27 protein-coding genes and 4 pseudogenes are annotated in these 25,072 nt (G+C 65.5%); 1 reads left to right on the forward strand and 30 read right to left on the reverse strand.

Annotated elements, in window-relative coordinates; translation table 11 throughout:
* Positions 1-4: 4 nt before the first annotated feature.
* The 22 genes and pseudogenes from AOZ53_RS09290 to merT form a co-directional block, all read right to left on the reverse strand.
* Entirely contained in the window at positions 5-553 is a 549-nt protein-coding gene (locus tag AOZ53_RS09290; protein ID WP_003109779.1) for an integrating conjugative element protein, read from the reverse strand.
* Positions 550-1,140, reverse strand: coding sequence for a transglycosylase SLT domain-containing protein (locus tag AOZ53_RS09295; protein WP_003109780.1), 591 nt, complete (start codon positions 1,138-1,140; stop codon positions 550-552). Before AOZ53_RS09295 ends, AOZ53_RS09290 begins: the two co-directional genes overlap by 4 nt.
* Positions 1,122-1,859 (reverse strand): TIGR03759 family integrating conjugative element protein, encoded by a 738-nt coding sequence (locus AOZ53_RS09300; RefSeq protein WP_003098886.1) that lies wholly within the window; start codon positions 1,857-1,859, stop codon positions 1,122-1,124. The genes AOZ53_RS09295 and AOZ53_RS09300 overlap by 19 nt, the downstream gene beginning before the upstream one ends.
* A 12-nt stretch (positions 1,860-1,871) precedes the next feature.
* Positions 1,872-2,516 (reverse strand): hypothetical protein, encoded by a 645-nt coding sequence (locus AOZ53_RS09305; RefSeq protein WP_003098888.1) that lies wholly within the window; start codon positions 2,514-2,516, stop codon positions 1,872-1,874.
* Complete coding sequence (locus tag AOZ53_RS09310) at positions 2,513-3,112, reverse strand: PFGI-1 class ICE element type IV pilus protein PilL2 (protein ID WP_003098890.1); 600 nt, start codon at positions 3,110-3,112, stop codon at positions 2,513-2,515. The genes AOZ53_RS09305 and AOZ53_RS09310 overlap by 4 nt, the downstream gene beginning before the upstream one ends.
* Positions 3,113-3,250: 138 nt before the next feature.
* A complete protein-coding gene (locus AOZ53_RS09315; protein WP_003098893.1) occupies positions 3,251-5,530 on the reverse strand; it encodes a helicase-related protein in 2,280 nt (759 codons plus the stop codon).
* Positions 5,531-5,666: 136 nt separating this feature from the next.
* Positions 5,667-5,972 carry a hypothetical protein gene (locus tag AOZ53_RS09320; RefSeq protein ID WP_003098895.1) on the reverse strand — a complete coding sequence of 102 codons (306 nt, stop codon included), beginning with the start codon at positions 5,970-5,972 and terminating at the stop codon, positions 5,667-5,669.
* An 89-nt stretch (positions 5,973-6,061) separates the two neighbouring features.
* The gene (locus tag AOZ53_RS09325; RefSeq protein WP_003098896.1) at positions 6,062-6,382 is read right to left on the reverse strand and encodes a hypothetical protein; all 321 of its coding nucleotides are present in this window, start codon (positions 6,380-6,382) and stop codon (positions 6,062-6,064) included.
* Positions 6,383-6,432: 50 nt separating this feature from the next.
* Positions 6,433-7,566, reverse strand: coding sequence for a DUF6094 domain-containing protein (locus AOZ53_RS09330; RefSeq protein ID WP_254917107.1), 1,134 nt, complete (start codon positions 7,564-7,566; stop codon positions 6,433-6,435).
* Between the two features lie 40 nt (positions 7,567-7,606).
* On the reverse strand, positions 7,607-8,254 hold the full coding sequence (locus AOZ53_RS09335; protein WP_003098901.1) for a hypothetical protein: 648 nt from the start codon (positions 8,252-8,254) through the stop codon (positions 7,607-7,609).
* A 76-nt stretch (positions 8,255-8,330) separates the two neighbouring features.
* Positions 8,331-8,591, reverse strand: a complete 261-nt coding sequence (locus tag AOZ53_RS09340; RefSeq protein WP_003098905.1) for a hypothetical protein — start codon at positions 8,589-8,591, stop codon at positions 8,331-8,333.
* 16 nt (positions 8,592-8,607) lie between these two features.
* Positions 8,608-9,015, reverse strand: coding sequence for a hypothetical protein (locus AOZ53_RS09345; RefSeq protein ID WP_003098908.1), 408 nt, complete (start codon positions 9,013-9,015; stop codon positions 8,608-8,610).
* 106 nt (positions 9,016-9,121) lie between these two features.
* Positions 9,122-9,460 (reverse strand): annotated as a pseudogene (locus AOZ53_RS09350) (hypothetical protein).
* Between the two features lie 94 nt (positions 9,461-9,554).
* The gene (locus AOZ53_RS09355; RefSeq protein WP_003098913.1) at positions 9,555-10,244 is read right to left on the reverse strand and encodes a DUF3275 family protein; all 690 of its coding nucleotides are present in this window, start codon (positions 10,242-10,244) and stop codon (positions 9,555-9,557) included.
* Positions 10,245-10,338: 94 nt separating this feature from the next.
* On the reverse strand, positions 10,339-11,166 hold the full coding sequence (locus AOZ53_RS09360) for a DUF932 domain-containing protein (RefSeq protein ID WP_003098915.1): 828 nt from the start codon (positions 11,164-11,166) through the stop codon (positions 10,339-10,341).
* A gap of 145 nt (positions 11,167-11,311) precedes the next feature.
* Complete coding sequence (locus tag AOZ53_RS09365; protein WP_003098919.1) at positions 11,312-12,217, reverse strand: DUF3577 domain-containing protein; 906 nt, start codon at positions 12,215-12,217, stop codon at positions 11,312-11,314.
* 397 nt (positions 12,218-12,614) lie between these two features.
* Positions 12,615-12,978 (reverse strand): annotated as a pseudogene (locus AOZ53_RS34965) (XF1762 family protein); the annotation flags it as partial.
* A gap of 141 nt (positions 12,979-13,119) precedes the next feature.
* Positions 13,120-13,422: pseudogene (locus tag AOZ53_RS09375) on the reverse strand (DUF3085 domain-containing protein); the annotation flags it as partial.
* A gap of 27 nt (positions 13,423-13,449) precedes the next feature.
* Positions 13,450-14,456, reverse strand: a pseudogene (locus AOZ53_RS33345) (Tn3 family transposase); the annotation flags it as partial.
* Between the two features lie 9 nt (positions 14,457-14,465).
* On the reverse strand, positions 14,466-16,154 hold the full coding sequence (gene merA / locus AOZ53_RS09390; RefSeq protein ID WP_003098932.1) for a mercury(II) reductase: 1,689 nt from the start codon (positions 16,152-16,154) through the stop codon (positions 14,466-14,468).
* Positions 16,155-16,164: 10 nt separating this feature from the next.
* Positions 16,165-16,470 (reverse strand): mercury resistance system periplasmic binding protein MerP, encoded by a 306-nt coding sequence (gene merP / locus AOZ53_RS09395; RefSeq protein WP_003098934.1) that lies wholly within the window; start codon positions 16,468-16,470, stop codon positions 16,165-16,167.
* Positions 16,471-16,482: 12 nt separating this feature from the next.
* Positions 16,483-16,833, reverse strand: coding sequence for a mercuric ion transporter MerT (merT, locus tag AOZ53_RS09400; RefSeq protein ID WP_003098936.1), 351 nt, complete (start codon positions 16,831-16,833; stop codon positions 16,483-16,485).
* 71 nt (positions 16,834-16,904) lie between these two features.
* Here merT and merR point away from each other — a divergent pair, with 71 nt between their 5' ends.
* The gene (gene merR, locus AOZ53_RS09405) at positions 16,905-17,312 is read left to right on the forward strand and encodes an Hg(II)-responsive transcriptional regulator (protein ID WP_003098939.1); all 408 of its coding nucleotides are present in this window, start codon (positions 16,905-16,907) and stop codon (positions 17,310-17,312) included.
* 261 nt (positions 17,313-17,573) lie between these two features.
* On the opposite strand, the gene AOZ53_RS09410 is transcribed toward merR, so the two are convergent.
* From AOZ53_RS09410 to AOZ53_RS09445, 8 genes are all read right to left on the reverse strand, one after another.
* Complete coding sequence (locus tag AOZ53_RS09410) at positions 17,574-18,398, reverse strand: hypothetical protein (RefSeq protein ID WP_003098941.1); 825 nt, start codon at positions 18,396-18,398, stop codon at positions 17,574-17,576.
* 288 nt (positions 18,399-18,686) lie between these two features.
* On the reverse strand, positions 18,687-18,965 hold the full coding sequence (locus AOZ53_RS09415; protein WP_003098943.1) for a hypothetical protein: 279 nt from the start codon (positions 18,963-18,965) through the stop codon (positions 18,687-18,689).
* A gap of 96 nt (positions 18,966-19,061) precedes the next feature.
* Positions 19,062-19,799 carry a DUF5983 family protein gene (locus tag AOZ53_RS09420; RefSeq protein WP_003098947.1) on the reverse strand — a complete coding sequence of 246 codons (738 nt, stop codon included), beginning with the start codon at positions 19,797-19,799 and terminating at the stop codon, positions 19,062-19,064.
* Positions 19,800-20,012: 213 nt separating this feature from the next.
* Positions 20,013-20,405: a hypothetical protein gene (locus AOZ53_RS09425; RefSeq protein WP_003098949.1), complete on the reverse strand. Its 393-nt coding sequence runs from the start codon at positions 20,403-20,405 to the stop codon at positions 20,013-20,015.
* A 21-nt stretch (positions 20,406-20,426) separates the two neighbouring features.
* Positions 20,427-20,678, reverse strand: a complete 252-nt coding sequence (locus tag AOZ53_RS09430; protein ID WP_005408894.1) for a hypothetical protein — start codon at positions 20,676-20,678, stop codon at positions 20,427-20,429.
* Positions 20,679-20,976: 298 nt separating this feature from the next.
* Positions 20,977-21,288 (reverse strand): hypothetical protein, encoded by a 312-nt coding sequence (locus AOZ53_RS09435; protein ID WP_003108988.1) that lies wholly within the window; start codon positions 21,286-21,288, stop codon positions 20,977-20,979.
* A 336-nt stretch (positions 21,289-21,624) separates the two neighbouring features.
* On the reverse strand, positions 21,625-22,125 hold the full coding sequence (gene lspA / locus AOZ53_RS09440) for a signal peptidase II (RefSeq protein ID WP_003098955.1): 501 nt from the start codon (positions 22,123-22,125) through the stop codon (positions 21,625-21,627).
* A 3-nt stretch (positions 22,126-22,128) separates the two neighbouring features.
* Positions 22,129-25,041: a heavy metal translocating P-type ATPase gene (locus tag AOZ53_RS09445; RefSeq protein WP_003098961.1), complete on the reverse strand. Its 2,913-nt coding sequence runs from the start codon at positions 25,039-25,041 to the stop codon at positions 22,129-22,131.
* Between the last annotated feature and the right edge of the window lie 31 nt (positions 25,042-25,072).

Genomic DNA, 25,072 nt, shown 5'->3' on the forward strand with positions numbered 1-25,072 from the left:
GGCTTCATTGCTCGATGCCGGTGGCCGTGATCAGCGCCGGGTAGTGCCGCAGGCCCAGGCGATCGGCCAGGTCGTCGCCGGCCACGGGCGCGAGCGGCACGCCCGGCACCAGGGCGCGCAGCCGCGCCAGGCCCTGCGCGGTCTCGACGTTGACGACCAGGCCGACCGCGCCACGTTCGCGCAAAGCGGCGGCGCGGCGCTGCAACCAGGCCCGGGAAGCCTCGTCGTCGCCGATGACCACGAACGGCCGCAGGCCGGGCGCTTCGATCACCCGTCGCGCGACGGTGCCGGGCGTGAGCTTGGCGCTGCGCACCGGCAGCATCGCGGCTTCGTCCGCCCGTGTGGCAGGAACCTGGGGCGTCGGGATGGACGGCCGCGCCGGTGCGTTGGCGCGCGGCTGGAGATTCAGGGCTTCGTAGTACGGCAATGCCGACGTGCCGCCACGGTCCTCGACAACGATCAGTGGCTCGCCGGCACGCGAGGCCAGCGGCAGGCCTGACAGCAGCATGAGTAGGCCCGTGAACGCGAGATGGGCGGGATGGGGTTTCGTCATGGGGAGGTCTCCTGGCGCGCCGCGAGGACCGCGGCGGCTGGTCGCGTGCCCTGCACGCGGGCAAGGTGGCGCGACACGCTGCGCCGATAGCGGGCGGCGGGCTCGCCGCCTGCGGGGCGGTGGTAGCGGCCGATCGCCAGCAGCCAGTCCTCGCCGGGGGTGTGCTGCTCCTTCAGGATCTCGGCGGCAACGGCCAGGTTGCGATACGGATCCAGCAGGTCGCACGCGCCGGTAAAGCGGTGCTTGTGGTAGCCGAGGTTGATCTGGCCCAGGCCCGCATCAATGCGCGTGTGCGGCGTGGCGCGCATCGCCTGCTGCAGGCCAGCGCAGGCGTCGGCGCGCGTGGCGAAGCGGCGCGACTGGCCGGCGACGTTGAGGGACCACGGCCACGGCACCAGGCGCCCGTTGCGCCGGATGCCGCTCTCCTGCAAGGCCACGGCGTAGAGCACGGTCGAGGGGATGCCTGCGCGCTGGGCGGCAAGCTGGTAAGCCGGTGGCGGAACCTCCTGGGCCAGGGCGGCAACGGCATACAGGCCGGCAGTGAGCACCAGTGCGCGCAGGGGCATGGCTACGGCTGGCGCTGCCATTGGCCGTTCACTTCGCGCACGGCGGCGGGCAGATCGCCGGGCAGGCCCAGTGACAGCCAGCGGCCGCCGTCGTGGTTGAGCGTGATGCTGCCGGCGCGCACGCGCGCCGGGTCGATCTGCGCGCGCTTGGCCCAGTCGCGGATGCGCGCGTCATCCTGGCGGCTGCCCACCATGTACAGGTCGAACTCCGCGCCCGAGGATTGCAGGCGCTGCACGAGCTGTCCGCAGGCTGCGCAGCCGTCCTTGACGAACACCGCCATGCGGCCGCTGCCGCGCAAGGGACTGCTGGATGGGCCGGCGCCCGGCTTGTCGTCGGGCAGGTTCACGCGCTGCATCCCCGGATTCAGGCGCTGCCAGGCCTCGTCGTAGGCGCGCTGGTAGGCGAGCAGCTTCTCGACGCGGCGCGCTTCCACCTGCACCTGCAGTTCCGCATAGCGGCGCCGTTCTTCGTCCGTGCGAGCTTCGATGCCCAGGGCGGACAGCGGGTCCAGGTTGGGCGAGTAGATACCCAGCGGCCCATCCATCAGCTCGCGGTAGCGTGCCCATTCTTGTGGCTGCAAGCCCCATTCGGTTGCCACCCGGTCGTCCAGCACGCGGGCGGCCAGCGGGCGCTCCTGGCTCTGTGCGTTGCGCGCCGAGGTCGTTGCGGGCTGCTGCGCCCAGGCGGGCCATTGCGACGACGCCACCAGGACCGCGAAAAGGAGGATCGACGGCTTCATGGGGTGCTCCGGTCAGGGAATCGCCACGCGGCGGGTCTGGTTGCCGGCCTGGAACACTGCGGTGTTGCCCTCGATCGCCTGCAGGCGCCACGGGCCGACCGCATCCCCGGGCAGCAGCACCTGAAGTTGGGCGGGCGTGAAGTCCCCGATGCTCGGCGCGACGGACACGCTGCGCTGGCCGGCGCGCAGTTCGGCGCCGACGACGCGGAATGGCAGCGGCGGCAGCTCGGTCTTGGAGGCGGCGGACGTGCGCGATGCGCGCCGCTGGGCGGGTGCGGTGGCACGCGCGGCGGCTTGGCGCGCCTTGATCTGCTCGACCTCCGCGCGCAGCGCCTGGAGGTCGTCGGCCGCTGCGTAGCCACTGAGAGATTTCTCGACCTGGGCCGCGCGTGCTTCCAGAATCTGGCGGGTGTCTTTGAGGTCAGCGTCCGTCGCGACGGCCGGGCGCTGCTGGATGGCCTCGATCGTCTCGGCCAAGCCAGTTGCCTGCGCTTCCAGGCGTTGCAGGCGGGAATCCAGCCGCTCCTGGTCGGCCTGGTCGCTGAGGGCCTGGTAGCCCAGGGCCGCCAAGACGCTGAGGAAGATCAACCAGAGCCACATCAGGCTCTGCACCACCACGGCGGCGGTCGATCGCTGGGCAGGTTGCGGGGCGTTCATGGCTGGCCTCCCGAAACCATGGGTGCCAGCGGGAACGTCTGCACCGCCTCGGTGGCGGGTGGCTCGGATGGGGACTCGGCGACCGCGCGATCGCCGGGCCGCTCGAAGCAGATTTGCCGTGCGCGGTCATCCGCGTGCAGTTCCCAGGCCGGGCCAGCCAGCGTGAGCAGCGCATCGCGCAAGGTCATGGGGCCGAGGTGCAGGTGTACCGCCGGCAACGGCAGCGCGTACAGCTCGATCACGGCATGCGCGGTCTGGCACAGGCCATAGCCGCTGCGTTTGAGCACGTGCCGAAGCCCATCCCCGACCGTGGCGCGGGCATCCTCGGGCATGGACACGTCGATGGTCTGCAACAACAGGTCGCGCTGCGCCGCCATGGGTGCCAGTTCGACCAGTGTGTAGCGGGCGTAGCGCACGACCGGGATGTACTCGGAAGCCTCGGGTTCAGGCGCGGCCAAGACTTCCGCGATGGTGTCGGGCGCGACCGGCGCAGTCGTCGTCGCGCAGCCACCGGCCAGCACCGACCACAGCAGGCCGAGAAATCCCGCCAGAAGGCGGCGTTCGGGATAGTGAAACCACGGTGGAGAGGGGCACATAGCTCGGCGTCCTGAAACATCCAGCCCTCACCATCGCCGCTCAGGCCGCGAGCGGCAGCAAACAATGCGAACCAGGCAGCGTCCGATTTACCGGGAGCGGCAAAAAAAACGGCCCCGAAGGGCCGTAAGTGGAACGTGTCATGCGGCGACAAGCTGCCGGGCCAGTGCGACCTCGACGGAATCACCGTCCTGGTTCAGGACATCGAGCCCGGATTCGGGCACGTCGCCCGAGGTGGACTGCGAGACCATGATCTTCTTGGCCATCAGCTCCAGGCAGGTCATCTGCGAGGAACCGGCGTAGCCGAGGTAGATCACACGCACGGGCTGCTTCTGCCCGATGCGCCAGGAGCGGCGTGCCGCCTGCTGGAGCGAGTACACGTTGTAGCCCGACTGCATGAACACGATCGTCGGGAACTCCAACAGGTCCAGCCCCGTCTTGACCAACTCGGGGTTGGTGATGAGCACGTCGATGCCACGGTCCAGTTGCTCGGCGATCCAGTCTTCGCGGCGGCTGGCATCCACGCTCGCGCGCAGCACCGCCACCTTGAAGCCTTCCTGCTCCAGCAACACCTTCAGGCGCGACGTGGTGTCGCGCGTGCCGGTATAGACCGTGTAGGCCAGGACCTTGCGGCCCTGCGCCTTCTCCTCTTTGCAGATGTCGATCAGCTCACGCTCCTTGGGGCTGATCTCGAACTCGTTGAACTGAGCCGGGACAAACGCCAAGGTGTTGCGCGTGCGCGGATGCACCACGGTCTCCGACCGGAAGCAGCAATCCGGCCAGGCCAGCAGCACGTTGAGGACCACACCCAGCAAGGTCGTATCGCGTCGCGCCAGAGCCTGTTTCAGCTCGGCGGTCAGCCGACCCGCCAGATCGCGGTAGGCCGCGGCTTGCGCCGTGTCCATCGCGACTTCACGGAACTCCTCGTCATACGGCGGCAGGACGTTGCCGCCGATGTCCTTGAGCTTGAGGAAGATCGTGAATGGCAGGATGCAGCGCAAGACGCCCTTGGGGCCGAAGCCCGGGGCCTTGACCGTGCGCACCGATACCTTGGTGCCCTTGGCCGTCTTGTGCGCCGTGCCGGTGCTCTCGGAGTAGATGTCCTTCAACACCCCGTGATCGCGCATGAACGCCATCGCAGCCGAGGTCATGCTGCCGCTCGTGGTCGGGCGGTAGCCGTCTTCGATCATCCGCCCCGGAAGGGCTCGGAACAGCAGGTGAAAAAGATCATCACCGTAGCCGCCCATCAGCGTGCCAGTCAGCAGCAAGGTCTTGCGAGCCTTCGCCGCCAGCACGCCCATGGCCTGGCCCTGGGCACTGCCCCCGTTCTTGTACTCATGCGCTTCATCAGCGATGAGCAGGTCGAACGTACCTTGCGGCAAGTACCTCTTGATGAACTCCGAGGGTTGATAACCGCCCTCGCCAAAGCCGAACTCCATGTTGGCCATCGCACGTTCCATGCGCGTGGCTTGACGGTCGGAAAACACCAGCTCGCCGTTGCCATCCATGAGGTTGATGAACTCGTGGATGTTGTCGCCCAGCATCGAGGCCAGGAAGCCGTCACCGAACTTCTGCATCAGCTTCTGCGCAGTGACTTCCCCGATGGTCGGGATGCGCTTCAGGGCTTTGAGGACGGCCGAGGACTGGTCGCTGCCGGACAGGCTGCGCGGGCGGATCAGCGTCCACAGGGGCGCAGCGCAATGGCTGCACTTCCTGCGGTACTCCTCGGCTTCGAGCGCGACCGGGTTGACCGGCTCGCCGTCGAGGTCGGTGATGACCGTGCCGCAGTCCGGGCAGGCCGCCACGTCGCCGTGGCGGGTGCGCCGCTGGGTGAAGACGGGCTTCCAGTGGAAACCCATCCGCATCCTGACGCGCCCCAGGACGAAGAACTCCTGGCCCGTGGGCTGCACGCCCAACTGCTCACGCAGCTTGAGGAGCTTGACGAGCGTATCCGGCCCATTGAGCACCCATACCTTGGCGCCGGCCACCGTCTCCTGGATCTCCCGCCGCCACTTGTAAACCAAGTGCGGTGGCGACAGGACCAGAGTGCGGCGGTAGCCTTCGGCGTTGAGCACGGCGGCCGCGGCGATGCCAACGGTCGTCTTACCACAGCCCATCTCGCCATTGACGATCGCGGCGCGTTCGCCACGGTCGATCAGCAGCTCGGCGGCGGCGTGGACGACTTCGGCCTGGGCCGGGAACAGCTTGCGTTTGAGGCTGGCGACGATGAGCTGCCGGTGCGCCTGCGGTTGGCCGGTATAGACAGGCGGGTTGGCGCTGTTGAGGGCGTCGAGCAGTTCGTCGCCGAACTCGCCGACGAAATCCTGAAGGCTCAGGGTCAGAGGGGATGATTCCGCGTCGAGCAGTTCGCCCTGTACGGGCGCGGCGTCAGCGGCAGTGGTTTCGAGATCGAAGGACATTGTGATGCTCCAATGAAAAATGGGGCATGCACCACCCCCAGCGGGGCAATGGCATGCCCCGTGGTGGGAAGGAAATCGGCGCGCGGCCGAAGGTGGTTGAAGATGCTGGCCTGAGTGGCCTGCGGGTGAACCGTGCTCAGTCTTCGGACGGCAGCACGATGGCAGTGACGCTGCGCCCCGCATCGGTGATGATGCGAATGGCGAGTCCCGGGTGGATCACATAGTGCGATTCCAGCGACGCGCCCGATTGAAGTGCAACGCCGTTGGCGTGCCATTGGCAGACGTTGACGTCACCCCAGTCGCCACGGGTGTGGCGCCTGAAGTACGGAATCGGGTCCAGGCGACCCGCGCGGACAAGGCGATCAATGCCTCGGCTGAAGATGAGCGCCCCGATGGGGAACGCCAGCCTCTGGCAGTAGGTTTCGATGCGATGCGATGCCATGGGCTCCTCCTTGAAAGGCTATTGAGCCACGACACCCCTGGCGGAGTGAAGTGGCTCCGTCAAGTGGATGGGATGACGAGGCGGCGCCTTCAGATCAGGTCGCGCTCTTCGGGAAGCTGGACCACCGTGGTCTGGTGGTCTTCGCTGGTCTTCACGAGCAACACCAGTTCCGGCGTGATCCGGTACTGGGAGATCATCAGGTTGTCCTGTTGGATTGCGACGTCGTTGGCTTGGCGGGTGGCCTCATCGATCTCGCCCCAGTCCCCGCGCACATGGCGCTGGACATAGGCCAAGGGGTCGATCAGGCCTCGCCGAGCCAGCCAATGCACCTTCTCGCTCAACTTCAACGTACTCGGTGCGAACAAGGGTTGCTTGCGCGGCGCAGGCCGCTTGAACGGATTGGGGAACATGGTGTTTCTCCTTCGATGTGGTACAGCAGGACGGCAGCGCGTCCGGTGGATCAGCGAATGGTCAGCACCTCGCCCCTTGTCGGGGAGCCAGGCGTCATGTCCCACGCGCGGATAACGGGCACAAACTTGTCGGTGAGGATGCGTGTCTCGGCGATGGAGCCGTCTTCGCGTTCGGTGAATTCCCGCTGGAGCGTCTTGTCCTTGTGGGTGTCACCTTTGACGACGAGCACGCGCCCCGTCTGGGAGCGCACGACGCCGGAGATCGCGCCCGCGGCCAGAGCCAGGGCGAGATGCCAGTGGGACAAGGCCCGCGCCGGTGGACGCAGCGACTGCTGCGCGGTCCCCAAGTGCGTGTCCAGCGACGGCCAAAGGCCTTGCAGCCGGCCAACCTCGTCGGCGAACTGTTCGGGCTCCATCGTCACGCGGAAGAAATGCTCCGGCTCGGCCGGACTGGCGGGGACGATGTACGGCAGGAACGGCCATTCGCTCGGCAGTTCCTCGGCTTCGACTTCGCCAAGCCCAACCTGCAGCAGCAGATTGCGCACGGCCTTGACGCCATCGGGTGCCAGCTCCCGCTGACGGACCCGGCGGCCGAAGATCACCACCTGCTTGAACTGCGTTTCCACCGCTCGGTAGATACGCAGATCGGTGTAGTGGCGCGTCAACCAGCCGACCAGCTCCGCGTCGAGCACGTAGCCGGGGACGATGAAGACCAGCACGCCGCCGTATTGCAACAGCGACAGCGAACGCTGATAGAACAGCTTTTCGAGGCGGGCACGGCCCTGGCCCTGATAGCCGATGTTGCCGTTGACGTCCTTGGACAGGTCGCCATACGGTGGATTCAGCCACAGTAGTCCGAAGGACTGCTTGGAGATCATCGTGTCCATCAGGTCCGCGTGCAGGCAGTGATCGACCAGGCCGCGGGCATGGCGCGCCCGCTCGGCGTCGAATTCGACGGCGAACGCCTTGGTCTGTTCGCGCCCGAGGGCATGAGAGGCTTCGGCGATTGCCACGCCTTCACCGGCGCAGGGATCGAGGATGCACATCGGCCCGTCGCTGGGCATCAGTGCGTTGAGGGCTCTTTCGAGCGTGGGTTCGTCGGTCGGGTAGTACCCATTTTTGGCGAAATTGCGGGCGAGCCGCGGGAACATGAGAGCCATGGAAGTCTCCTGGTTGGCGGGGATGAATGACGGAAGCACGCCAAGGCGTGCCTCCGAGGGTGGGTCAAGCCGCTACCGCTTCCGGCGTCCAAATCTTGGCCGGATAGGGATAGGCGGTGAGCGCGTCACTGCGGATCAGGGAGCCCAGCGCCAAGCTCAGCGCCGGCACGTCGATGGCGAGCCGATGGCCTTCCAGCGGCCCGAGGGCGAACGGAAGGCGGGCCAGCATCTCGCGGCTTTGCAGCAGTTCCAGCACGGTCTCGCGCCAGTGGTCGAGCAGCGGCAACGGGCAGGTGTCCCGCACCAGCATCCACAGGCGGTCAAGCCGGTGGGCGCTGTCACGTGGCAGCAGTGCCAATGCGCTGGCGTTGGCCTTGTCGGGCTTGACGCAGCGCCGGTCGAACAGCCACACGTTGGACAGCGAACCGAACAGCGTTCGCCGGTAGGCGCGCGTGATGCGCTTTTCCAGGCGATCGACGTTGCCGATGAATACCGGGACGCTGCCGCCCTGGTCGGTGATGACGTGGAACTGGTCCAGTCCCTGCTCGTCGCGCCCGAGGGTCAGGCGTGCAAGGAACTGCTGGACGGCGGTGTCCCGCGCCCAGATGGACAGGAAGATCAGGTTGCCCTGGTCATCGCCGACGCAGGCGTCGGCCATCACGTCCGGGCATTCGTCGATGCGGTACAGCGTGGAAGAAGTGTTTGCGGGCATGGTGGTGTCCTCGGATGAACGGGAACAGCACCGCCCGCTGGGGCAAGTACTGCCCCAGGGGGTGGAAGAAAACCGCTCAGTCCGGCTCGAACTGTTGGGTGTGCGGATTGAAGTGAAGCGCCTCGTCCACCGCGGTGATCGGCGTGAAGCCGTCCAGGTAGATGTTGTTGAGGTACTGGTCGCGGTAGGTCAGCGCCTGCCGTGCCTGCTCCTCGGTGAGGCCGTTGTCGATGAAGTACCCCAGCATTTCCTCGTCGGAGGAAACTTCGTCGTTGGACAAACTGCCTTCAACGAGCTTCAACAGCGAGAGCGGGAGTGCAGCCAGGATCGGGTCCATGTCGGTTCCTCCTGGCTCAGGCCAACAGCGCCGCGGCGGGTGCCGTGACAGCCGTGGGTGTGCGCCGCCGTGCGTGGTAGGCGCGAACGCCTGCACGCCAGTCGGCGGACTGCTCCGGTGCGAGGTCCAGATAGGACAGCGGGCACGAGTAATAGTACGGATGCATGGACTCTTCCAGCGGCTTGTAGCCCCACTGGTTGCCGCTTCGTTCCAGCAGATCGCAGCGGATGTAGCGCAGGGACTGGCCCGGCGCGAGATCACGATGCACACCTTCGACCTTGGCGGTCAGTTCGACCACGGACCACAGCACGTTGCTGCGCAATGCGTGAGCGATAACCTTCGCGCTGACGCGCTCGGTCTGCTGTGGTGCGATCAGTTCCGCGATCAGTTCAGACCGCGATTGGGGAGAGAAATACCAGCCCATGAGAGGCCTCCTCGAAAAGTTGAGCTGGAGGCCTCCCCGTGGGGAAGAACCCCCAGTGGGTGATGGAATGCCGCAGGTGCAGCGAAGGAAAACCTATGCCTTGCCCTTAGTCCCAGTCGTCATCGTCGCGATCACAACCAGCCGGGCAGCTGCCGAACTCGATCCCATGCGAGCAATAGCCGTGCTCCGCATTCCAGTCCTGGGTTTCCTGCCGTTCGGCCGGTGTTGCGTAGTCTCATTCCTGTGCGATCTTCAGCGCCTGTGCGCGCTGTTCTTCGGGCAATCGACCGAGTTGCGCGTCGATCGCCGAACTGAAGCGTTCGACGTAGTAGTCGTGAGACAGTCCGCAACCCTTGGTGGCTTGTGCGGCTGCCGTCTCGCAGAGAGCCCGCCACGCGGGTTCATCCAGCGCGGAGCGGGGGATATCGCAAGCGATGGTGGACATGATGAAGACCTCCAGAAGATGGCCAGGGCCTCCCCCGCATGGGGAAGGAACCCCGGCGGGTGGATGAAGAACACCGCGCATGCGGCGTCTGCGATCACGCAGGTTGCAGTTCGGCCTGGCGGCTCCACTCCTGCGTCTTGAAGTCCAGCGCGTAGCCCAGCTCGCCCAGGCGGACGATCTGTGCACGCAAAGCGCGGCGGTCGATGGTCGAATCCAGTTTCACGGACTCGCCCAGCGGCCACAGCAGGCCGAAGAGCGCGGGGTCACCGTCTTGGGTGCTGCCGGGGGCAGCAGCCTCAGCAGGTGGCGGCGCATCCACGCCAAAGGGCGTGGTATCGACCATCGGGTCCGCGGACGCCTGCACGGGTGCGGGCTTGGCGGGCCTGGACGCTTTGGTGGGCTTGGCCGGCGTTGCCGCAGGCTGCGCCCCTTGCTCTTCATCGAGCGGATCGACGTCCTGGGTGGCGAAGCTGCGGGCTTCGTCGCGGCTGAGTTTGTCGATGCCGTTGAGCGTCATGCCGTCGAGGCTGGCACGGATCTCGAACCGCATGCCGCCGCCGACCGGATAGGACTTCGGGAAGATGTACCTGATGATGAATTCCCCGTCGTACTTGCCTTCGGGGTACTGCTCCAGCTCCGGGTCTTTGACCTCGAACGTACCGAGGTGCGTGGCGAGGCGGCCAACCGTGAACGGGCCGTTCTTGCCGCGGATGGTACGCAGCGTGAGCTGGCCGGGGACGACGATGGGCGCAACCGATTTCTCGGGTGCCAATGGGGTTGCCATGATGGTTCTCCTGATGATGAATGACGGGCCGCCGACGGCACCCGGTGGATGAGAGGAAATGGCTTCGCCCGAGGTGGGCGAGGTCCGCGTGGCATCACGCCTTGAGCTGGCGCATGCCTTCGGCCAGCAGCCACAACGCCCGGTTCAGGCGCAGGTTCTGGTCGATGCCTTGCACCGGACGGGTGCGCTGATTGCGGCCGTTGGCCGTGCGTCCGTTCAGGCCCCCTTTGACGAGGTTCTCCTGGACGCGGTTGAAGACGGCCCACAGGTCGTTCTTGCGGTCGTCCCATCGCCGGGGTGCCAGCAGTTGGCACTCCGTGACAGGCGTGGACTTGGCTGGATCGTCGTACTTGAGTGCGAGCGCGGAGTTTGCAAAGACCTCCGCTTCGCCCTCATCGAGGGTGATGGTGCGCATCGCATCGCGCGCGTTCTGCACGCGCTCGAAGCCGTCGAGGACTCCGTAGGCACCTTCGATCACCTGGCTGACCACGTCGCCCTTGTGGGGAACGCGGATGTCGGCGGTGGTGTCACCGCAAACCAGGCCGTTGTGGCAGACGAACCGGAACATGCCGGCGAGCATCTGATAGCTGCTCGTGCCGTCATGGCTGTTGAGCAGGATGATCTCGTTCGCCTCGTCGCCGTTGATCTGGCTTGCATGGCGAAGTCGGATGAGGTGCTTCGTGTACTCGCGCCGGTCTTCGTTGCGCACGCGCGTCTGACACACCATGAAGGGCTCGAAGCCCTCCTGGCGCAGCTTGGTCAGCACGGTCGAGGTCGGTATGTAGGCATACCGATCGGACCGGCTCCCATGTGGAGCGTCGGCGAAGATCGACGGAACGACGGCACGAATGCGGTCGTCCGAGAGTGGGCGATCAGAGCGCAGGATCGGGGATTGCGGAGCAAAGCGGGATACCAGAGACATGGCTGATCTCCTTTGAGAAATTCGACAACCGCGTGGCCGTGAGACCACGCGGAACTCGGGGGATGAAATGCGCAAGCACGCGTCCTGGGGACGCGGCGTACGTGGGGAGGAAAAGCGACAAGGCCCCGTGAGAGGCCGTGCCGGATCAGAACGAAGCAGCCAATGCCGGCTCCTGCTCCTGGACTTGCGCCTCGGGCTCGCGCTCGGCGGGCTCGGTGGCCGTGTCGATGGCATCGTCGGCTTCGGACGCGGATGCGTCTTCGGCCGGCGGCGCCTCGGCTTGCGCCTGGCTCGTCGGATAGACCTGGGTGCCGTCGATCTTGATGAGACCGATGTGGACCAGCGTCGATTCCAGGCTGGCGGCCGGTTCCCCGGCGTGCTCACCCTTGGTGCGGATGTACGGATCGATCTTCATGTCGTTCAGACGGAAGGCGATCAGCACCTTGCGGTCACCCTCGATGGCCTGAACGCACCGGCGAACCAGGTGCTCGGCTTCCGGGGTGGCGACGATGGTGTCGAAGTACCGATACTCCGGTTCATCGACAGGCCCGGCCAGTGCCGCGACGGTGCAAGAGAGGAACGAGTCGCCAGCTTTTGGGGTGACGTCCTTCACACGATTGAGATAGCCGATGCCGCGGGTGATCAACTCGTGCTGCTCGATCGAAGCCAGTTCGGCCCGGTCGATCAGTTCGGCCTTGAGCAGTCGCGCCTTGAGGGACGCGGCGGCCTGACCCTTCTGCTCACCCTTGTCGCGGATGTACACATCGCCCCACAGGTCACCGAGGCGAAAGCGCACCAGCGGGCGCTGCTTGGGATCGTCAACGCCGATGTAGCGCTGAACGAGCTTCTTGGCCTCGGCACCCGAGACCTTGACGTCGAAGTAGCGGTAGCTGGGGTCCCGGGCGGGGCCGACCAGCGCGGCGATGGTGCATGCCAGGAAAGGCTGCGCACGGCGGCCGCCCCGGACGGGCACTTCACGGACACGCTGGATGTAGCCGATGCCCGAGGTGTGGAGGTCGAAATACGATTTCTCGTTGGACGTGGTGTTCATGGTGAATCTCCATTGGGATGAAGCGGAGACACACCGGCCCACGCATGCGGGGAAGGTGCGTGACCCCGCGGTGGGTTGATAAGGCGAAAGCATCCGCCACCAGAGGCTGGTGGCCGCTCGCGGAAGGATGCGGTGCGAGCTGGCTCGGTCACGCAGTGGGAACTGCGCCGCAACCTCGAAGACCGATGGTTGCCTGGCATGTCGCTGACGACGTCAGCAGGCATGGGGCCAGCATGGCGGGGCCTCGCGCGCGCGGCAGCAATCAATCGGCACCCGGGCGCTTCCCTTTGTCCGCGCCACCCGGCGCCTGTCACAGGCACTTGGCGCCGCGCAGGTGCTCGGGGGTATCGGCGCGCGGACGGCCGGGACGGCTCCAGGCGCCGCCACCGCGCGCGCCGATCAGCCGCCAGCCGGCGGCGCGCAGGCTGGCGCCACCTTCGTCGGGCATGGTGTAGGTGAGCAGGCGTATGTAGCCCAGCGCCCTTGCCGCCTGCCAGGCCGCGCCGTAGAGCTTGCTGCAGGCGCTGGGTGTGCCGTCGGTGCACAGCCGCGTGACTTCCAGCGTCCAGGTGCCGCGCGACCGGGCGGCCGACAATGGCCACGCCGTGGATCAGGTCGCTGTCGCTCAGCGTGACGGCCAGGGCGAACTTCGCGCCCTGGACCGGGCGGTGGTGGCGATGGTGCGACAGAACGAATGCATTGGCCGTGCGCAGCGACACCGGTAGGAGGTGCAGCCTCGGCGAGGTCGATGGCGTGTTCATGCGGTTGTCTCCGGTGGCATGCCGGCGTTGTGGCCGGCGGGGCGTGCCTCGGCGGCTGGAGACAAACGCGCACGCGCGGCGATGGCGGCGGTGCGAACAAAAGAAGGCCCCCGATGCGGGGGCTGCGAGGCGGTTGCCGCGTCAGGCGGGAGGCACCACTGCTAAGGACAGGTGCGTGGCGGTGGCGGAAAGCACGAGATCGTCCGCCGAGTGCTGGAGGCGCGTGAACAGGCCGTCCTTCGGGTCGAAATACTCCGCGAAGTCATCGCCGCCCAGCTCGCGGCCGGCGAGGTGCCACCAGTCATCGAACGGGTCGGTGTCCGGGTTGCATCCGACGGCGTAGGCGAGCAGTGCCTGGCGCCCATCCGGGCGACGCTCCCCACGCTCGGCGAGGAAGTACACGCCCTGATCCTTGACCAGGACAATGCGGCACTGATTGGGGACGTCTCAGAAAACGGAAAAAATCGTACGCTAAGCCGGTTGCAGCGGTCGTAGCGGCCTGAACTTGCCCGCGCCGATCTTGGCGCTGCTGCGCCAGAGGTAATCGCCGGTCAGGTTGATGTGCTCCCAGCCCAGCGGCGACAGGTACTGCAACAGGGCGTCATCGACAGTCTGGCCGTGACCGCGTAAGGCGTTTGAGGCCCGTTCCAGATAGACCGTGTTCCACAACACTATGGCCGCCGTCACCAGGTTGAGGCCGCTGGCCCGGTAGCGCTGCTGCTCGAAACTGCGGTCGCGGATTTCGCCCAGCCGGTTGAAGAACACGGCGCGGGCTAGCGCGTTGCGGGCTTCGCCCTTGTTCAGTCCGGCATGCACGCGGCGGCGCAGCTCGACGCTTTGCAGCCAGTCCAGGATGAACAGCGTTCGCTCGATGCGGCCCAGCTCGCGCAGCGCCACGGCCAGGCCGTTCTGGCGCGGGTAGCTGCCGAGTTTCCTGAGCATCAGCGAGGCCGTCACCGTGCCCTGCTTGATCGAGGTGGCCAGCCGCACCTTGGCGTTGATCGCCTTGCCGGACGCCTGGAACTGCTGCTGATGCTTGTGCTTGGCAGCGTTGAACAGCTTGCCCAGGATGCGGTCGTGCAGGTCGATGATTTCGTCGGTGACGGTGGCCATGCCCTCGATGGCGAGCGCACCAGGGTCGCGTAGCGGCGCTGTGCCTCGAACTTGGCCAGATCGGCGGGCGTCATCTGGCCGCCTTCGCGGGCGATCTTGAGCAGGCGGTTCTGGTGCACCGACCGCTCGATGCCGGAAGGCAGGTCGAGCGCCTGCCAGGCTTTGAGGCGCTCGATGTGTTCGAGTATGTGGCGCGAGTTCGGCTTGACGGGCGACTGGCGCAGCCAGGCCAGCCAGGTCGTCTTGCCGTTGTCGTGGCGCTTGAGCAGATCGTCGAGGCGGTGCCGGTGGGTGGCCGACAGGGGATCGGACAAGGCCGCGTAGATGCGGCGGTTGGCGCGGCTGTAGGCGTTCATCGAACACCTCCCTTTTCCTCATCCGGCGCAACAGGACAGTTGCTTCACGTCCTTGTTGAAGGTCTGCGCCGCGAGCTTCAGTCCCTCGACCATGGTCAGGTAGGGGAACAACTGGTCGGCCAGCTCCTGCACGGTCATCCGGTGGCGGATCGCCAGCGCGGCCGTCTGGATCAGTTCGCCCGCTTCCGGCGCGACCGCCTGTACGCCGATCAGCCGCCCTGAGCCAGCTTCCGCCACCAGCTTGATGAAGCCGCGCGTGTCGAAGTTGGCGAGCGCCCTCGGCACGTTGTCGAGCGTCAGCAGCCGGCTGTCGGTCTCGATGCCGTCGTGGTGCGCTTCCGCCTCGCTGTAGCCCACGGTCGCCACCTGCGGATCGGTGAACACCACCGCCGGCATCGCCGTCAGGTCCAGCGCCGCGTCGCCGCCGGTCATGTTGATCGCGGCGCGCGTGCCGGCCGCCGCCGCCACATAGACGAACTGCGGCTGGTCGGTGCAGTCGCCGGCAGCAAAGATGTGCGGTGCGCTCGTGCGCATGGCGCGGTCGATGACGATGGCTCCCTGCGCATTGACTTCGACGCCTGCCGCTTCAAGGTTCAGGCTGCGCGTGTTCGGCGCGCGACCGGTGGCGACCAGCAGCTTGTCGGCGCGCACTTCCCCCTGCCCGGTGGTGAGCACGAATTCCCCGCCCGCATAGGCAACGTGGCTCGCCTGGGTGTGGTCCAGCACCTCGATGCCCTCGGCGCGGAAGGCGTCTGTTACGGCTTCCCCGATGGCCGGGTCTTCTCGGAAGAACAGCGTGCTGCGCGCCAGGATCGTGACCTGGCTGCCCAGCCGGGCGAAGGCTTGCGCCAACTCGACCGCCACCACGGAGGAACCAATCACGGCCAGCCGCTCGGGGAGCGAGCTGCTTTCCAGCGCCTCGGTGGAGGTCCAGTGGGGTGTGTCCGCAAGGCCCGGGATTGGCGGAAGCGCCGGGCTCGCGCCGGTGGCAATCAGGCAGCGGTCGAAGTTCACCTCGTGCGTGCCGCCGTCAGCGGTCGCCACGGTCAGCGTGCGCGTGTCCCTGAACCGGGCCTCGCCGCGCAGCACGGTGATGGCCGGAGTGCTTGCCAGGATGCCTTCGTACTTGGCATGGCGCAGCTCCTCGACGCGGCCTTGTTGCTGGGCCAGCAGCCGCTCGCGCAGTACAGCGGGCGCTGCGGCCGGCAGGCCAGCATCGAACGGGCTTTCGCGGCGCAGGTGGACGATGTGCGCGGCGCGGATCATGATCTTGGACGGCACGCAGCCGACATTGACGCAGGTGCCGCCGATGGTGCCGCGCTCGATCAGCGTGACGCGGGCGCCTTGCTCCACGGCCTTCAAGGCAGCCGCCATCGCCGCGCCGCCGCTGCCTATCACAGCCACGTGCAGCGCTTGTTCACCGCCAACATGCTTCGTTTCGCCACCGAGCCAGCCCAGCGCCTTGTCTAGCAGGCCGGCAGGCTTGTTCGGCGTGTCGGTAAGCCGTGCGCGATAGCCGAGCGTGGCCACTGCGGCAACCAGCGGGGCCACGCTCACGCCTGCATCCGCCTCGATTTCGGCCTGCCGCTGCGGATAGGACACCGAGGCCGCGCGCACGCCGGGCACGTTCGTCAAAGCCTGCTGGACGTGCTCGGCGCACGACGTGCAGGTCATGCCTTCGATGTGGAGGGTGATCGCCTCGGCCATGATTACGCCCTCACTGCTTGACGCTGGACGGGTAACCCGCGTTTGCGGTGGCCTTGGTCAAGGCGTCGGCATTGGTCTTGGCCTCGTCGAAGGTGACGACGGCCTCCCGCTTCTCGAAGCTGACTTCGGCCTTCTCGACGCCGGCGACCTTGGACAGAGCCGTCTTGACCGTGATCGGGCACGCGGCGCAGGTCATGCCGGGCACCGACAGGGTGACGGTCTTGGTGGCAGCCCAGGCGGGCGCGCTTAGAGCGGCGGCCAGGGCGATGAGGGTGGTGAGGGTGGTGAGGGTGGTGAGGGTGGTGAGTTTCTTCATGGTGATCTCCTTTCAGTAGAACAGCGGCAGGACGTAGGGAAACGCGAGGGCAACCAGAACCAGGGCGGCCACGATCCAGAAGATCACCTTGTAGGCAGTCCGCACTTGGGGCACGGCGCAAACGTCGCCGGGCTTGCAGGCATGGGCTGGTCGGAAGATGCTGCGCCAGGCGAAGAACAGCGCGATGAGCGCTGCGCCGATGAAGATCGGCCGATACGGCTCCAGCACGGTCAGGTTGCCGATCCACGCGCTAGAGAAGCCGAGCGCGACCAGGACAAGGGGGCCGAGGCAGCAGGCCGAGGCGAGGACGGCCGCGACGCCGCCGGTCGCCAGTGCGCCGCGGCCGTTCTTGGGTTCCGACATAAGGTTCTCCTTCCGGGACTTCGCTTGATGCTGTAACGTTACTTCCGTAGTCAACTACGGAGTCAAGCGCCATGGAGAACGCTCAAGAGAATCTGACCATCGGGGCCTTCGCCAAGGCAGCCCGGGTCAACGTGGAGACGATCCGCTTCTATCAGCTCAAGGGCTTGCTACCCCAGCCGGAGCGGCCCTACGGTCGCATCCGCCGCTACGGGCAGGCGGACGTGGCGCGGGTGAAGTTCGTGAAGTCAGCCCAGCGCCTGGGATTCAGCCTGGATGAAGTCGGCCAGCTCCTGAAACTGGAGGACGGCACCCATTGCAGCGAGGCGGCCGAACTGGCTGCTCACCGGCTGGCCGATGTGCGCGCACGCATGGCGGACCTCACGCGGATGGAAGAGGCCCTGTCGACGCTAGTGAGAGAGTGCAACGCGCACCATGGCAATGTTTCCTGCCCGTTGATCGCAGCTTTGCATTGCTGCTAAAGGGCCCACTTCGGCTCTTAGCGTACGATTTTTTTCCGTTTTCTGAGACGACCCCTGATTGGCGATGGCTTCGGTCAGCACGGGGCGCAGGTCAGCGCCTTTGAATCGCAGTGACATGGATGAAATCTCCTGTGTGGAAGAATGAGAAAGGCCTCCATCCGATGGGATGAAGGGCCTGTAGTGCACGCGGCCGGAACGGCTGGAACGCCGTGGCGGATGCCTCGGGTCAGCCGCAGGACCGCCCGGTTTCGCTGCGGGGCGTCATGCCGGGACGGCCTGGCGCTTGCGGGCCGCTTTCGCGTCGAGGATGCTCACGTCGATCTGGCGCCAGCGCCCGTCGTCGATGAGCCTCTCCAGCACTTCGCCGAGCATGTCGAAATACACCTCGTCGTGCCGATCGACCAGTTCGACCGATTCACCGTTCTGACGGTGCAGTTCCACCACGTAGGTGTCTCCGCCGCGGTCGTAGAGGATCGTCACCCGGCCCTCGAACTTCGCGGTCGAGACCGTGAAGCTGATCGCCGGCGGGGTCTCGATGATCTTGGAGGGCGTGGGATCGACCCAGGTGAAGTCGCGGGCACCGGCATCCACCAGCATGTGGGTGATGCGCCGGAAGCGATCGGGGGCCGGCATCTCCTCCAACTGCTCGATGAGCTGGCCCAACTCCATGCACTGCGGCGTGGGAATGGGCAGCTTGGCCGGCGCCGAGCCGAGGATGTGCCTCGTGATGGTGTACGGCGTGCCGTCCGAAGTCTCCTCGGTGATGACCTCCGGCGTGTCCGCGCGCAGTCCGTCGAAGCGACGACGGGCATAGGGTTGGACATGCACCTTGGCGCCTTCGGCAGGAACCGTGGTCACCAGGCTGGGATCGAGCACCGCGAACTCGGAAGGCTTGAGCTTGACGACGATGGCATCGTCGGTCGCGGCGACCACCTTGCCGTCGAAGGGTTGGGGGTCGATGGCGAAGCCCAGCGTTGAGGACAGCGGCTGATCATCGAACACGCGGTACTTGAACGACCGCACGTTGCGGGGCACATGGCCTGCGACCAGCGAAGGCATCATGGATTTGATGAGGGAACGATCCATGGGGAAACTCCTTGAGGAAAAACAAGGGATTCCCCGCCCGCAAGGGAGAGGTCCCTTGTGGGTGGCGTGGATGGACGCGGTAGGTCCGTAGGAAGAAACGACCAGCACGGTTTCCCGCGCTTGCAGCCTCGAAGGTCTCGACTGCCTGGGCATGTGCCGGCAACGCCGACGAACATGGGGCAAGCATGGCCCTGGGGCGGTCTGCCTGCCCGCAGGAAACGGCACCGCACCACAACCGTTTTCCTGTGCTGCGGGCAAGAAAAAGCCCCTCGAAAGGGGCTGGAGGAATCAGGCTTGGTACACGAAGTAGTGCTCGCGCTGACGCGGAAAGAACACGTGTTTCCACGTGTCGCCGCTTGTGTTGCCACCGTCGAAGACGACCATTTCGTAGTCGTCAATGTCGGTGTCCACCAGATCGGCGCTGTCGATATGGCGCATGTGCAGCGTACCGCTCATGCGCTCGAACACCAGGATCTGGCCGATGGCGTCGTCCTGGCTCATGGCGTTGACGCAGGCTCCAAGCTGATTCTCGAAGTCGGGCGTGGGCAAGATGAGATCGGGGAACATGAGATTGCTCCTATGGAATTGAACCAGCCCGGCTCCTGGTGGGAGGCGGGCTGGCATATGGGGGATAAAGGGGAAGGCTTGCGCGTCGCGTGTCTGCTAGGTCTCGGCCAGTGGCAAGCCCAGTAGCGCGGGTGCGTCGGCATCGAGGATGAGGATGCGCACATCTGCCTGGCCGGCCAGTTCAAGGATGTTCGCCAGGTCGTCAGGCATGCCCTTGTCGCGGTGCTCCTGTCGAAGCTGCTCAGCACTGATGCCCTCGGCATATTCCAGGTTCTTGTCTGTCCAGGGCGTGGAGATCAGCTTGACGCCAATCGCCGGGCTGTACGGAACCCGAAAGGCGATGAACAGAAAAGCCTCCGGCGTGGCGAGGTCTGCCAGGTTGGCGAGGTACTGGCCGGTTTCCTGGCAGATGTGCGCGCTGCTGACTTCCCAGCACCGGCTGTAATAGCCGGTCTCGAAACTCAACCGCTGCACCACGTCTCGCGCGGCTTCGGCCGAATAGGTATCACCGACATGGACCGGGCGGCCGTCGAGGTCGTCGCCATGGATGGCATAGACCACGGCGCCCACCACGCCTTCGCCGTTGATGCCTTCAACAGCATCACATTCAGCAATCAGCTCGTCGCTGATGGCGTCAGTGCCGCTTTTGATCAACGCGAAGTCGCTGGTGACGATGCAAGGCGATGAGATCAGGTCGTTGTCGGAAAGATGCGCTTGGCTCGTGTGGATGGATCGCCAGACATGCGGGCTTCCGTCCCCGTAGCAGATGCACAGCGTTCGGACGACTCTCAGATTCCAGTAGCCGCGTACAAAGGGATTGGGATTCTGGGTCATGGAATTTCTCCAGATTGAATAATGGAGCCAATTCCCGCCACCGGGAATTGAACCCCGGTGGGTTGAAAGTGGAAAAAGCGTCAGGCGGCACTGATCGAGGGCTTTGGGCCAATCGGCGCAGGCTGACGGAAGAAAAATCGAGGGACATGGCCGCGTGGACGCATGTCCCTCATGGGCAGTGAACAAAAAGACGGTGGTATGCCGCAGACCGGCTCACCAACCGCTGTAGTTCACCAACAGATCGGCGATGACCTTGCGGCGTTGCAGATCGAGACCATCGAAGTCCGACAGTCCTTGGAAGTGGCAGCGCTTGAGCATGGCACCGCCCTCGCGCGCGTTGTAGAAGCTGAACATGGCGGACAGGAACATGCGTTCCCCGCTGCTCAGGACGCCGAGTGCGTCGTTGGCACGCAGCATGTCGGGACGCAGATCCCACTTGCTCTTTGCCTGGTTCAGGCCTTCGCGCGTGCCGTCGCCAAACCATTGCGGGCCTGCGATCTCGACGCCGCGCTTCCAGACCTCGAAGAAGGCTTGGGGCGCGGCGGCGAAATGCTGCTCTTCCCGCATGATCTGATCGACGACTTCCTGGGGCAAAAGCTGGTTCATGACGTGGTTCCTCCAGTTGGATCAGGGTGTGGCGAGCTGGGACCCGCCGCCTCTTTCGAGGGCACGTTGAGCCGCGGCATAGCTGCGGAAGTACTGGCAGGATTCCCGCGAAACGGGACCTTCTGTATCGCGCGTGCCGATGTAGTGGCCGGCGGCGCTATGCAGGATTTCGAGCGGCAGGAACTTGCCGCAATGGATCAAGGCCAACTGGCCGAAAGAGGCTTGCTGGGACGTGGACGGGCTCCTTGGAAAAAGCGGGGCCTCGTCCCTCACGGGATGGCAGCTCCCGCACGCGGTTGAGAAAAAAGCATCGGCGTCACGGGTGACGCGCGTCCGCAGACTCGATGCGATGGCGGACTGGCGGGTAGCGCGGAAAGAATCCGCGGCAGCCTGGAAACTCTGGCTGCTGGCATGGTGCTGACGAATCAGCGACACATGCGGGCAGCTTCATGCGCGAGGCGAGCCGCGTCAGCCGGAAATCGGCATTTGCAACAGCCCCGATTGGCGAACGCGGAAAAAAGAAAGCCCCGCAATAAGTGCGGGGCTGTCAGGAGGATGAGGCGAAACTGGGTCAGCGAGGCCTGTCGCCCAGTACATGCTGCTTCCACAGGGCGAATGCCTCGTCCGGTCCCAGCTCTGCGAGGATGACGATGGGCTGGCCCCGACGGGCACGCAGCGATGCGAAATACGCTGGCCGGTCGGCGATGGCGTTGAGCTTGATGCCCTTTAGGAACAGCAACTGGCGGGGGCGAACTTTGGTGGTAACGCAGGCATGATTGCGCTTGTTTGGGGCAAAAGGGCCAGCGAAGCGGGCGGACACGGCCAGAAAACCGCGACGAACTACTTGTACTTGCCAGGCGAGGCGAACGGGTGACATCAGCATATCGCTATGCGGTAAAGAAGACCGTCCTAAAGCTTGCAGGATCCCGGCATAGCTTCATCATCACCTCTCCGTGACGGCTCATTGGAACGAAAAAGGCCAGCATCGCCGTGATGGACTTTCATAATTGCCAGGTCAACTGGCTTGCGTGCTGTTTATTCACAGCAAGGCATTGCGACGTCGTTGCAGCAATCGCCGCCATCGCAACAGGGCGTTGCAGCAAAAGCGGCGGTGGGCGCTAGCATGAGGGCCAAGCCGCGGCCGCTCATGCTGGGGGCCGTTCTCTTCAGATTGGTGTCCTGCACCGTGTGCATTGCGAATTTCCGGATCGTCCCAATGTCACTGGGACTCCTTTGTGGCGGCCGGGTTCTCCACGCTCATGAACGACTGGGCCACCAGCGCGATCGCCCCGCCCACGATGGCCATGTCAGCGATGTTGAAGGCGGGCCAGTGCCAGCCGTGCAGGTGAAAGTCGATGTAGTCGATAACGTGCCCGCGCGTGGCGCGGTCGAACGCGTTGCCCAATGCGCCGCCCAGAATGAGGCTGTACGAAAGGCCTTCCGTTTTGCGCAGCGGCCGGGAGAGCAGCCATGCGAGCCATGCCGATATTGCGAACGCGATCGCCAGAAAAAACCACCGCTGCCAGCCGCCCGCGCCAGCAAGGAAGCTGAACGCCGCGCCGGGATTGAGAGCGTGAACTAGGTTGAAGAATGACGCCACCTCGTGCGACCAACCCAAGGGAGTTGTCGCGTCAATGTAGCTCTTAGCTGCCTGATCGCCGGCGAATATAACGATCGCGAGTGAGTACCACTGCGTCTTGCGAAGAGATGGTTCATCCATTGTTCATGCCGCCTTGAACTTCAGGAGGCGCAGCCCATTGACGACAACCAAAAGACTTGCCCCCATGTCAGCGAACACAGCCATCCACATGGTGGCATGCCCTGTGAACGTCAACGCAAGGAACACCGCCTTGATGCCAAGGGCCAGAACGATGTTCTGCGTGAGGATCGCCGCAGTGCTACGCGACAGCCGGATGAAGGCGGGGATCTTGCGCAGGTCGTCGTCCATCAGGGCGACGTCGGCTGTTTCGATCGCGGTGTCGGTGCCGGCCGCGCCCATGGCGAAGCCGATGTCGGCACGGGCGAGCGCGGGCGAATCGTTGATGCCGTCGCCCACCATGCCCACCTGGCCCTCGCCGCCGACCAGGCTTTCGATGGTCTTGAGCTTGTCTTCGGGCAGTTGGTCACCACGGGCTTCAGAGATTCCGACCTGGGCAGCGATGGCCGCGGCCGTGTGCTGGTTGTCCCCCGTCAGCATCAGCGTGCGCACACCCAGCGCCTGCAGGTCGGCCACCGCCTCACGGCTGGTTTCCTTCACGGTGTCGGCCACTGCAAAAATGCCGAGCACGGTCGCATCGTCCATCAGCAGGATCGCTGTCTTGCCTTGGCGCTCCAGGGTCTCCAGCCGAGCCTGGAGCGTCGCTTCGCTCAGGCCCAGCTCCTGGGCGAGCCTGTGGTTGCCCATGTGCAACATGCGCCCGGCGACGCGGCCGCGCACGCCGCGGCCAGGCAGCGCCGCGAAGTCGTCGACCTCGTGCAGCGCGATGCCGTCACGGTTCGCCTTGCGGGCGATGGCCTGAGACACAGGATGGTCCGAGCGTGCCGCGAGGCTTGCGGCCCAGGCGGCAACTTCCTGCGCCTCGCCGATCAGCGGCACGAAGTCGGTCTGCTCGGGCTTGCCATGTGTGAGTGTGCCGGTCTTGTCCAGGGCCAACGCCTTGAGCTTGCGCCCGCCCTCCAGGTAGACGCCACCCTTGATCAGGATGCCGCGTCGGGCGGCAGCGGCCAAGCCGCTGACGATGGTGACCGGCGTGGAGATGACCAGAGCGCAGGGGCAGGCGATCACCAGCAGTACCAGGGCCTTGTAGACCCAGTCAAACCATGCGCCGCCGAAGGCGAGCGGCGGCACGACGGCAACCAGCACGGACACCGCGAACACCGCCGGCGTGTAGACGCGGGCGAACTGGTCGACGAAGCGCTGCGTGGGCGCACGGCTGCCCTGCGCGGACTCCACGGCATGGATGATGCGCGCGAGCGTCGAGTCGCTGGCGCCTGCGGTCACCTTGTATTCGAAAGAGCCGGTCTCATTGATGGTTCCGGCGAAGACCTGGTCACCTTCGGCCTTCTCGACGGGCAGGCTCTCGCCGGTGATGGGCGCCTGGTTGATGGCCGATCGACCCGAGGTGATCAGGCCGTCCAGTGCGATGCGCTCGCCAGGACGCACGCGGACCACCGCGCCCTTTGCGACCTCCTTGGCCGGCAGCTCTGTCCATGAGCCATCGGCCTGCCGCACGGTCGCGGTCTCGGGCGCCAAGTCCATCAGCCCCCGAATGGCGTTGCGGGCGCGGTCCAGCGACTTCGCCTCGATCACTTCCGCCAACGCGAACAGGAACATGACCATGGCGGCCTCCGGCCAGTGGCCGATCGCCATGCCGCCGGTGACCGCGATGGCCATCAGGGCGTTCATGTTCAGGTTGAGGTTCTTCAGCGCGATCCAGCCCTTCTTGTAGGTGCTGAGGCCGCCGGTGAAGATCGAAACCAGTGCCAGCACGATCACGGCCCAATGATTGCCGTCGTTGACCCAGTACACGCCTTCGGCGGCCACCGCCGCAACGCCCGAAACCGCCATCGGCCACCAATTGGTCTTGTGCGCGGCCACCGGGGCATCGCGCGGCTCATCAGTCCTCTGGACCTCGGCTTCCATGCCCAGCGATTCGATGGCTTCGACTGCCGGCTTGATCGCGTCGGGTGTGTGCCGAACCGTGAGCGTGCGCTGCATCAGGTTGAAATCCATTCCCTGCACGCCCGGCATGCCTTGCAGCTTGCCGCGGATCAGACTTTCCTCGGTCGGACAGTCCATCTTCGCGATGCGAAGTACCGTGGTGGCTGTCTGCATGTCCTGCCGCGCAGCCTGCATTCCAATGGAAGCAAGCGCCTTCTCGATCGGCGCTGAGGTCGCCAGCGTGTGCTGGACTCCCAGCACACGCTGCATCAGATTGAAGTCGAGCGCGGTCACACCCGGCAGCTTGCCCAGCCGGTCGCGGATCAGCGCTTCTTCCGTCGGGCAATCCATGTTCTCGATCCGGTACGTCACCCGCTCGCCGATCGGCGGCGCGGAAACGGCAGCGGTTGGTTGCTGCTGCAGGGCCGAGGATGGGATCACAGCCGCGGCTTCGATCGGCCCCGTGTGGCCGAAGGTCTGCTCCTTGGCGCGCATGCCGATCGAGGCCAGGACCTGCTCCATCTGCGCGCGTGCCTGAGCGAGGTGTTTCACCGACAGGGTGCGCTCAGCGAGGTCGAAGTCGAGGTCCTGAATTCCCTCGACTGCCCCGAGGTGCGAGCGGATGAGTTTCTCCTCGCTCGGGCAGTCCATGTTCTCGATGCGGTAGGTGGTCGACACGGCGGCGTCTCGGACAGCCTGAGCCTTCATGCCCACCGAATTCAGCGCTTGCTCCAAGGCATCGGCCGAGACTTCGCGGTGCGAAATGGTCAACAAACGCTGCGGAAGATCGAACAGGAGCCGCTCGACACCGGGCATGCCCTCCAGCGTTCGCCGCACCAGTGCTTCCTCATTGCGGCAATCCATGTTGCTCACGTGGAAAACGGTGGTTTCAGTGCTGGCCTGCTCACTGGCGCACGCCGTCTGTTGGCCATTGCCGCCGGAGCAGGCGCATGGGCTGGAAGGTTCTTTGTTCATAGATCGCTCTTCATTGACAAGGTTTTCCCCG

Source organism: Achromobacter sp. 2789STDY5608621 (genome assembly GCF_001299375.1).
GTDB classification, from domain to species: domain Bacteria; phylum Pseudomonadota; class Gammaproteobacteria; order Burkholderiales; family Burkholderiaceae_B; genus Achromobacter; species Achromobacter insuavis.

What these genes read in the sequence shown, in the direction of transcription:
- AOZ53_RS09290 (WP_003109779.1), bottom strand. Translation starts at nt 553, where the DNA reads ATGACGAAACCCCATCCCGCCCATCTCGCGTTCACGGGCCTACTCATG.
- AOZ53_RS09295 (WP_003109780.1), bottom strand. Translation starts at nt 1,140, where the DNA reads ATGGCAGCGCCAGCCGTAGCCATGCCCCTGCGCGCACTGGTGCTCACT.
- AOZ53_RS09300 (WP_003098886.1), bottom strand. Translation starts at nt 1,859, where the DNA reads ATGAAGCCGTCGATCCTCCTTTTCGCGGTCCTGGTGGCGTCGTCGCAA.
- AOZ53_RS09305 (WP_003098888.1), bottom strand. Translation starts at nt 2,516, where the DNA reads ATGAACGCCCCGCAACCTGCCCAGCGATCGACCGCCGCCGTGGTGGTG.
- AOZ53_RS09310 (WP_003098890.1), bottom strand. Translation starts at nt 3,112, where the DNA reads ATGTGCCCCTCTCCACCGTGGTTTCACTATCCCGAACGCCGCCTTCTG.
- AOZ53_RS09315 (WP_003098893.1), bottom strand. Translation starts at nt 5,530, where the DNA reads ATGTCCTTCGATCTCGAAACCACTGCCGCTGACGCCGCGCCCGTACAG.
- AOZ53_RS09320 (WP_003098895.1), bottom strand. Translation starts at nt 5,972, where the DNA reads ATGGCATCGCATCGCATCGAAACCTACTGCCAGAGGCTGGCGTTCCCC.
- AOZ53_RS09325 (WP_003098896.1), bottom strand. Translation starts at nt 6,382, where the DNA reads ATGTTCCCCAATCCGTTCAAGCGGCCTGCGCCGCGCAAGCAACCCTTG.
- AOZ53_RS09335 (WP_003098901.1), bottom strand. Translation starts at nt 8,254, where the DNA reads ATGCCCGCAAACACTTCTTCCACGCTGTACCGCATCGACGAATGCCCG.
- AOZ53_RS09340 (WP_003098905.1), bottom strand. Translation starts at nt 8,591, where the DNA reads ATGGACCCGATCCTGGCTGCACTCCCGCTCTCGCTGTTGAAGCTCGTT.
- AOZ53_RS09345 (WP_003098908.1), bottom strand. Translation starts at nt 9,015, where the DNA reads ATGGGCTGGTATTTCTCTCCCCAATCGCGGTCTGAACTGATCGCGGAA.
- AOZ53_RS09355 (WP_003098913.1), bottom strand. Translation starts at nt 10,244, where the DNA reads ATGGCAACCCCATTGGCACCCGAGAAATCGGTTGCGCCCATCGTCGTC.
- AOZ53_RS09360 (WP_003098915.1), bottom strand. Translation starts at nt 11,166, where the DNA reads ATGTCTCTGGTATCCCGCTTTGCTCCGCAATCCCCGATCCTGCGCTCT.
- AOZ53_RS09365 (WP_003098919.1), bottom strand. Translation starts at nt 12,217, where the DNA reads ATGAACACCACGTCCAACGAGAAATCGTATTTCGACCTCCACACCTCG.
- merA (WP_003098932.1), bottom strand. Translation starts at nt 16,154, where the DNA reads ATGGCCGAGGCGATCACCCTCCACATCGAAGGCATGACCTGCACGTCG.
- merP (WP_003098934.1), bottom strand. Translation starts at nt 16,470, where the DNA reads ATGAAGAAACTCACCACCCTCACCACCCTCACCACCCTCACCACCCTC.
- merT (WP_003098936.1), bottom strand. Translation starts at nt 16,833, where the DNA reads ATGTCGGAACCCAAGAACGGCCGCGGCGCACTGGCGACCGGCGGCGTC.
- merR (WP_003098939.1), top strand. Translation starts at nt 16,905, where the DNA reads ATGGAGAACGCTCAAGAGAATCTGACCATCGGGGCCTTCGCCAAGGCA.
- AOZ53_RS09410 (WP_003098941.1), bottom strand. Translation starts at nt 18,398, where the DNA reads ATGGATCGTTCCCTCATCAAATCCATGATGCCTTCGCTGGTCGCAGGC.
- AOZ53_RS09415 (WP_003098943.1), bottom strand. Translation starts at nt 18,965, where the DNA reads ATGTTCCCCGATCTCATCTTGCCCACGCCCGACTTCGAGAATCAGCTT.
- AOZ53_RS09420 (WP_003098947.1), bottom strand. Translation starts at nt 19,799, where the DNA reads ATGACCCAGAATCCCAATCCCTTTGTACGCGGCTACTGGAATCTGAGA.
- AOZ53_RS09425 (WP_003098949.1), bottom strand. Translation starts at nt 20,405, where the DNA reads ATGAACCAGCTTTTGCCCCAGGAAGTCGTCGATCAGATCATGCGGGAA.
- AOZ53_RS09435 (WP_003108988.1), bottom strand. Translation starts at nt 21,288, where the DNA reads ATGCTGATGTCACCCGTTCGCCTCGCCTGGCAAGTACAAGTAGTTCGT.
- lspA (WP_003098955.1), bottom strand. Translation starts at nt 22,125, where the DNA reads ATGGATGAACCATCTCTTCGCAAGACGCAGTGGTACTCACTCGCGATC.
- AOZ53_RS09445 (WP_003098961.1), bottom strand. Translation starts at nt 25,041, where the DNA reads ATGAACAAAGAACCTTCCAGCCCATGCGCCTGCTCCGGCGGCAATGGC.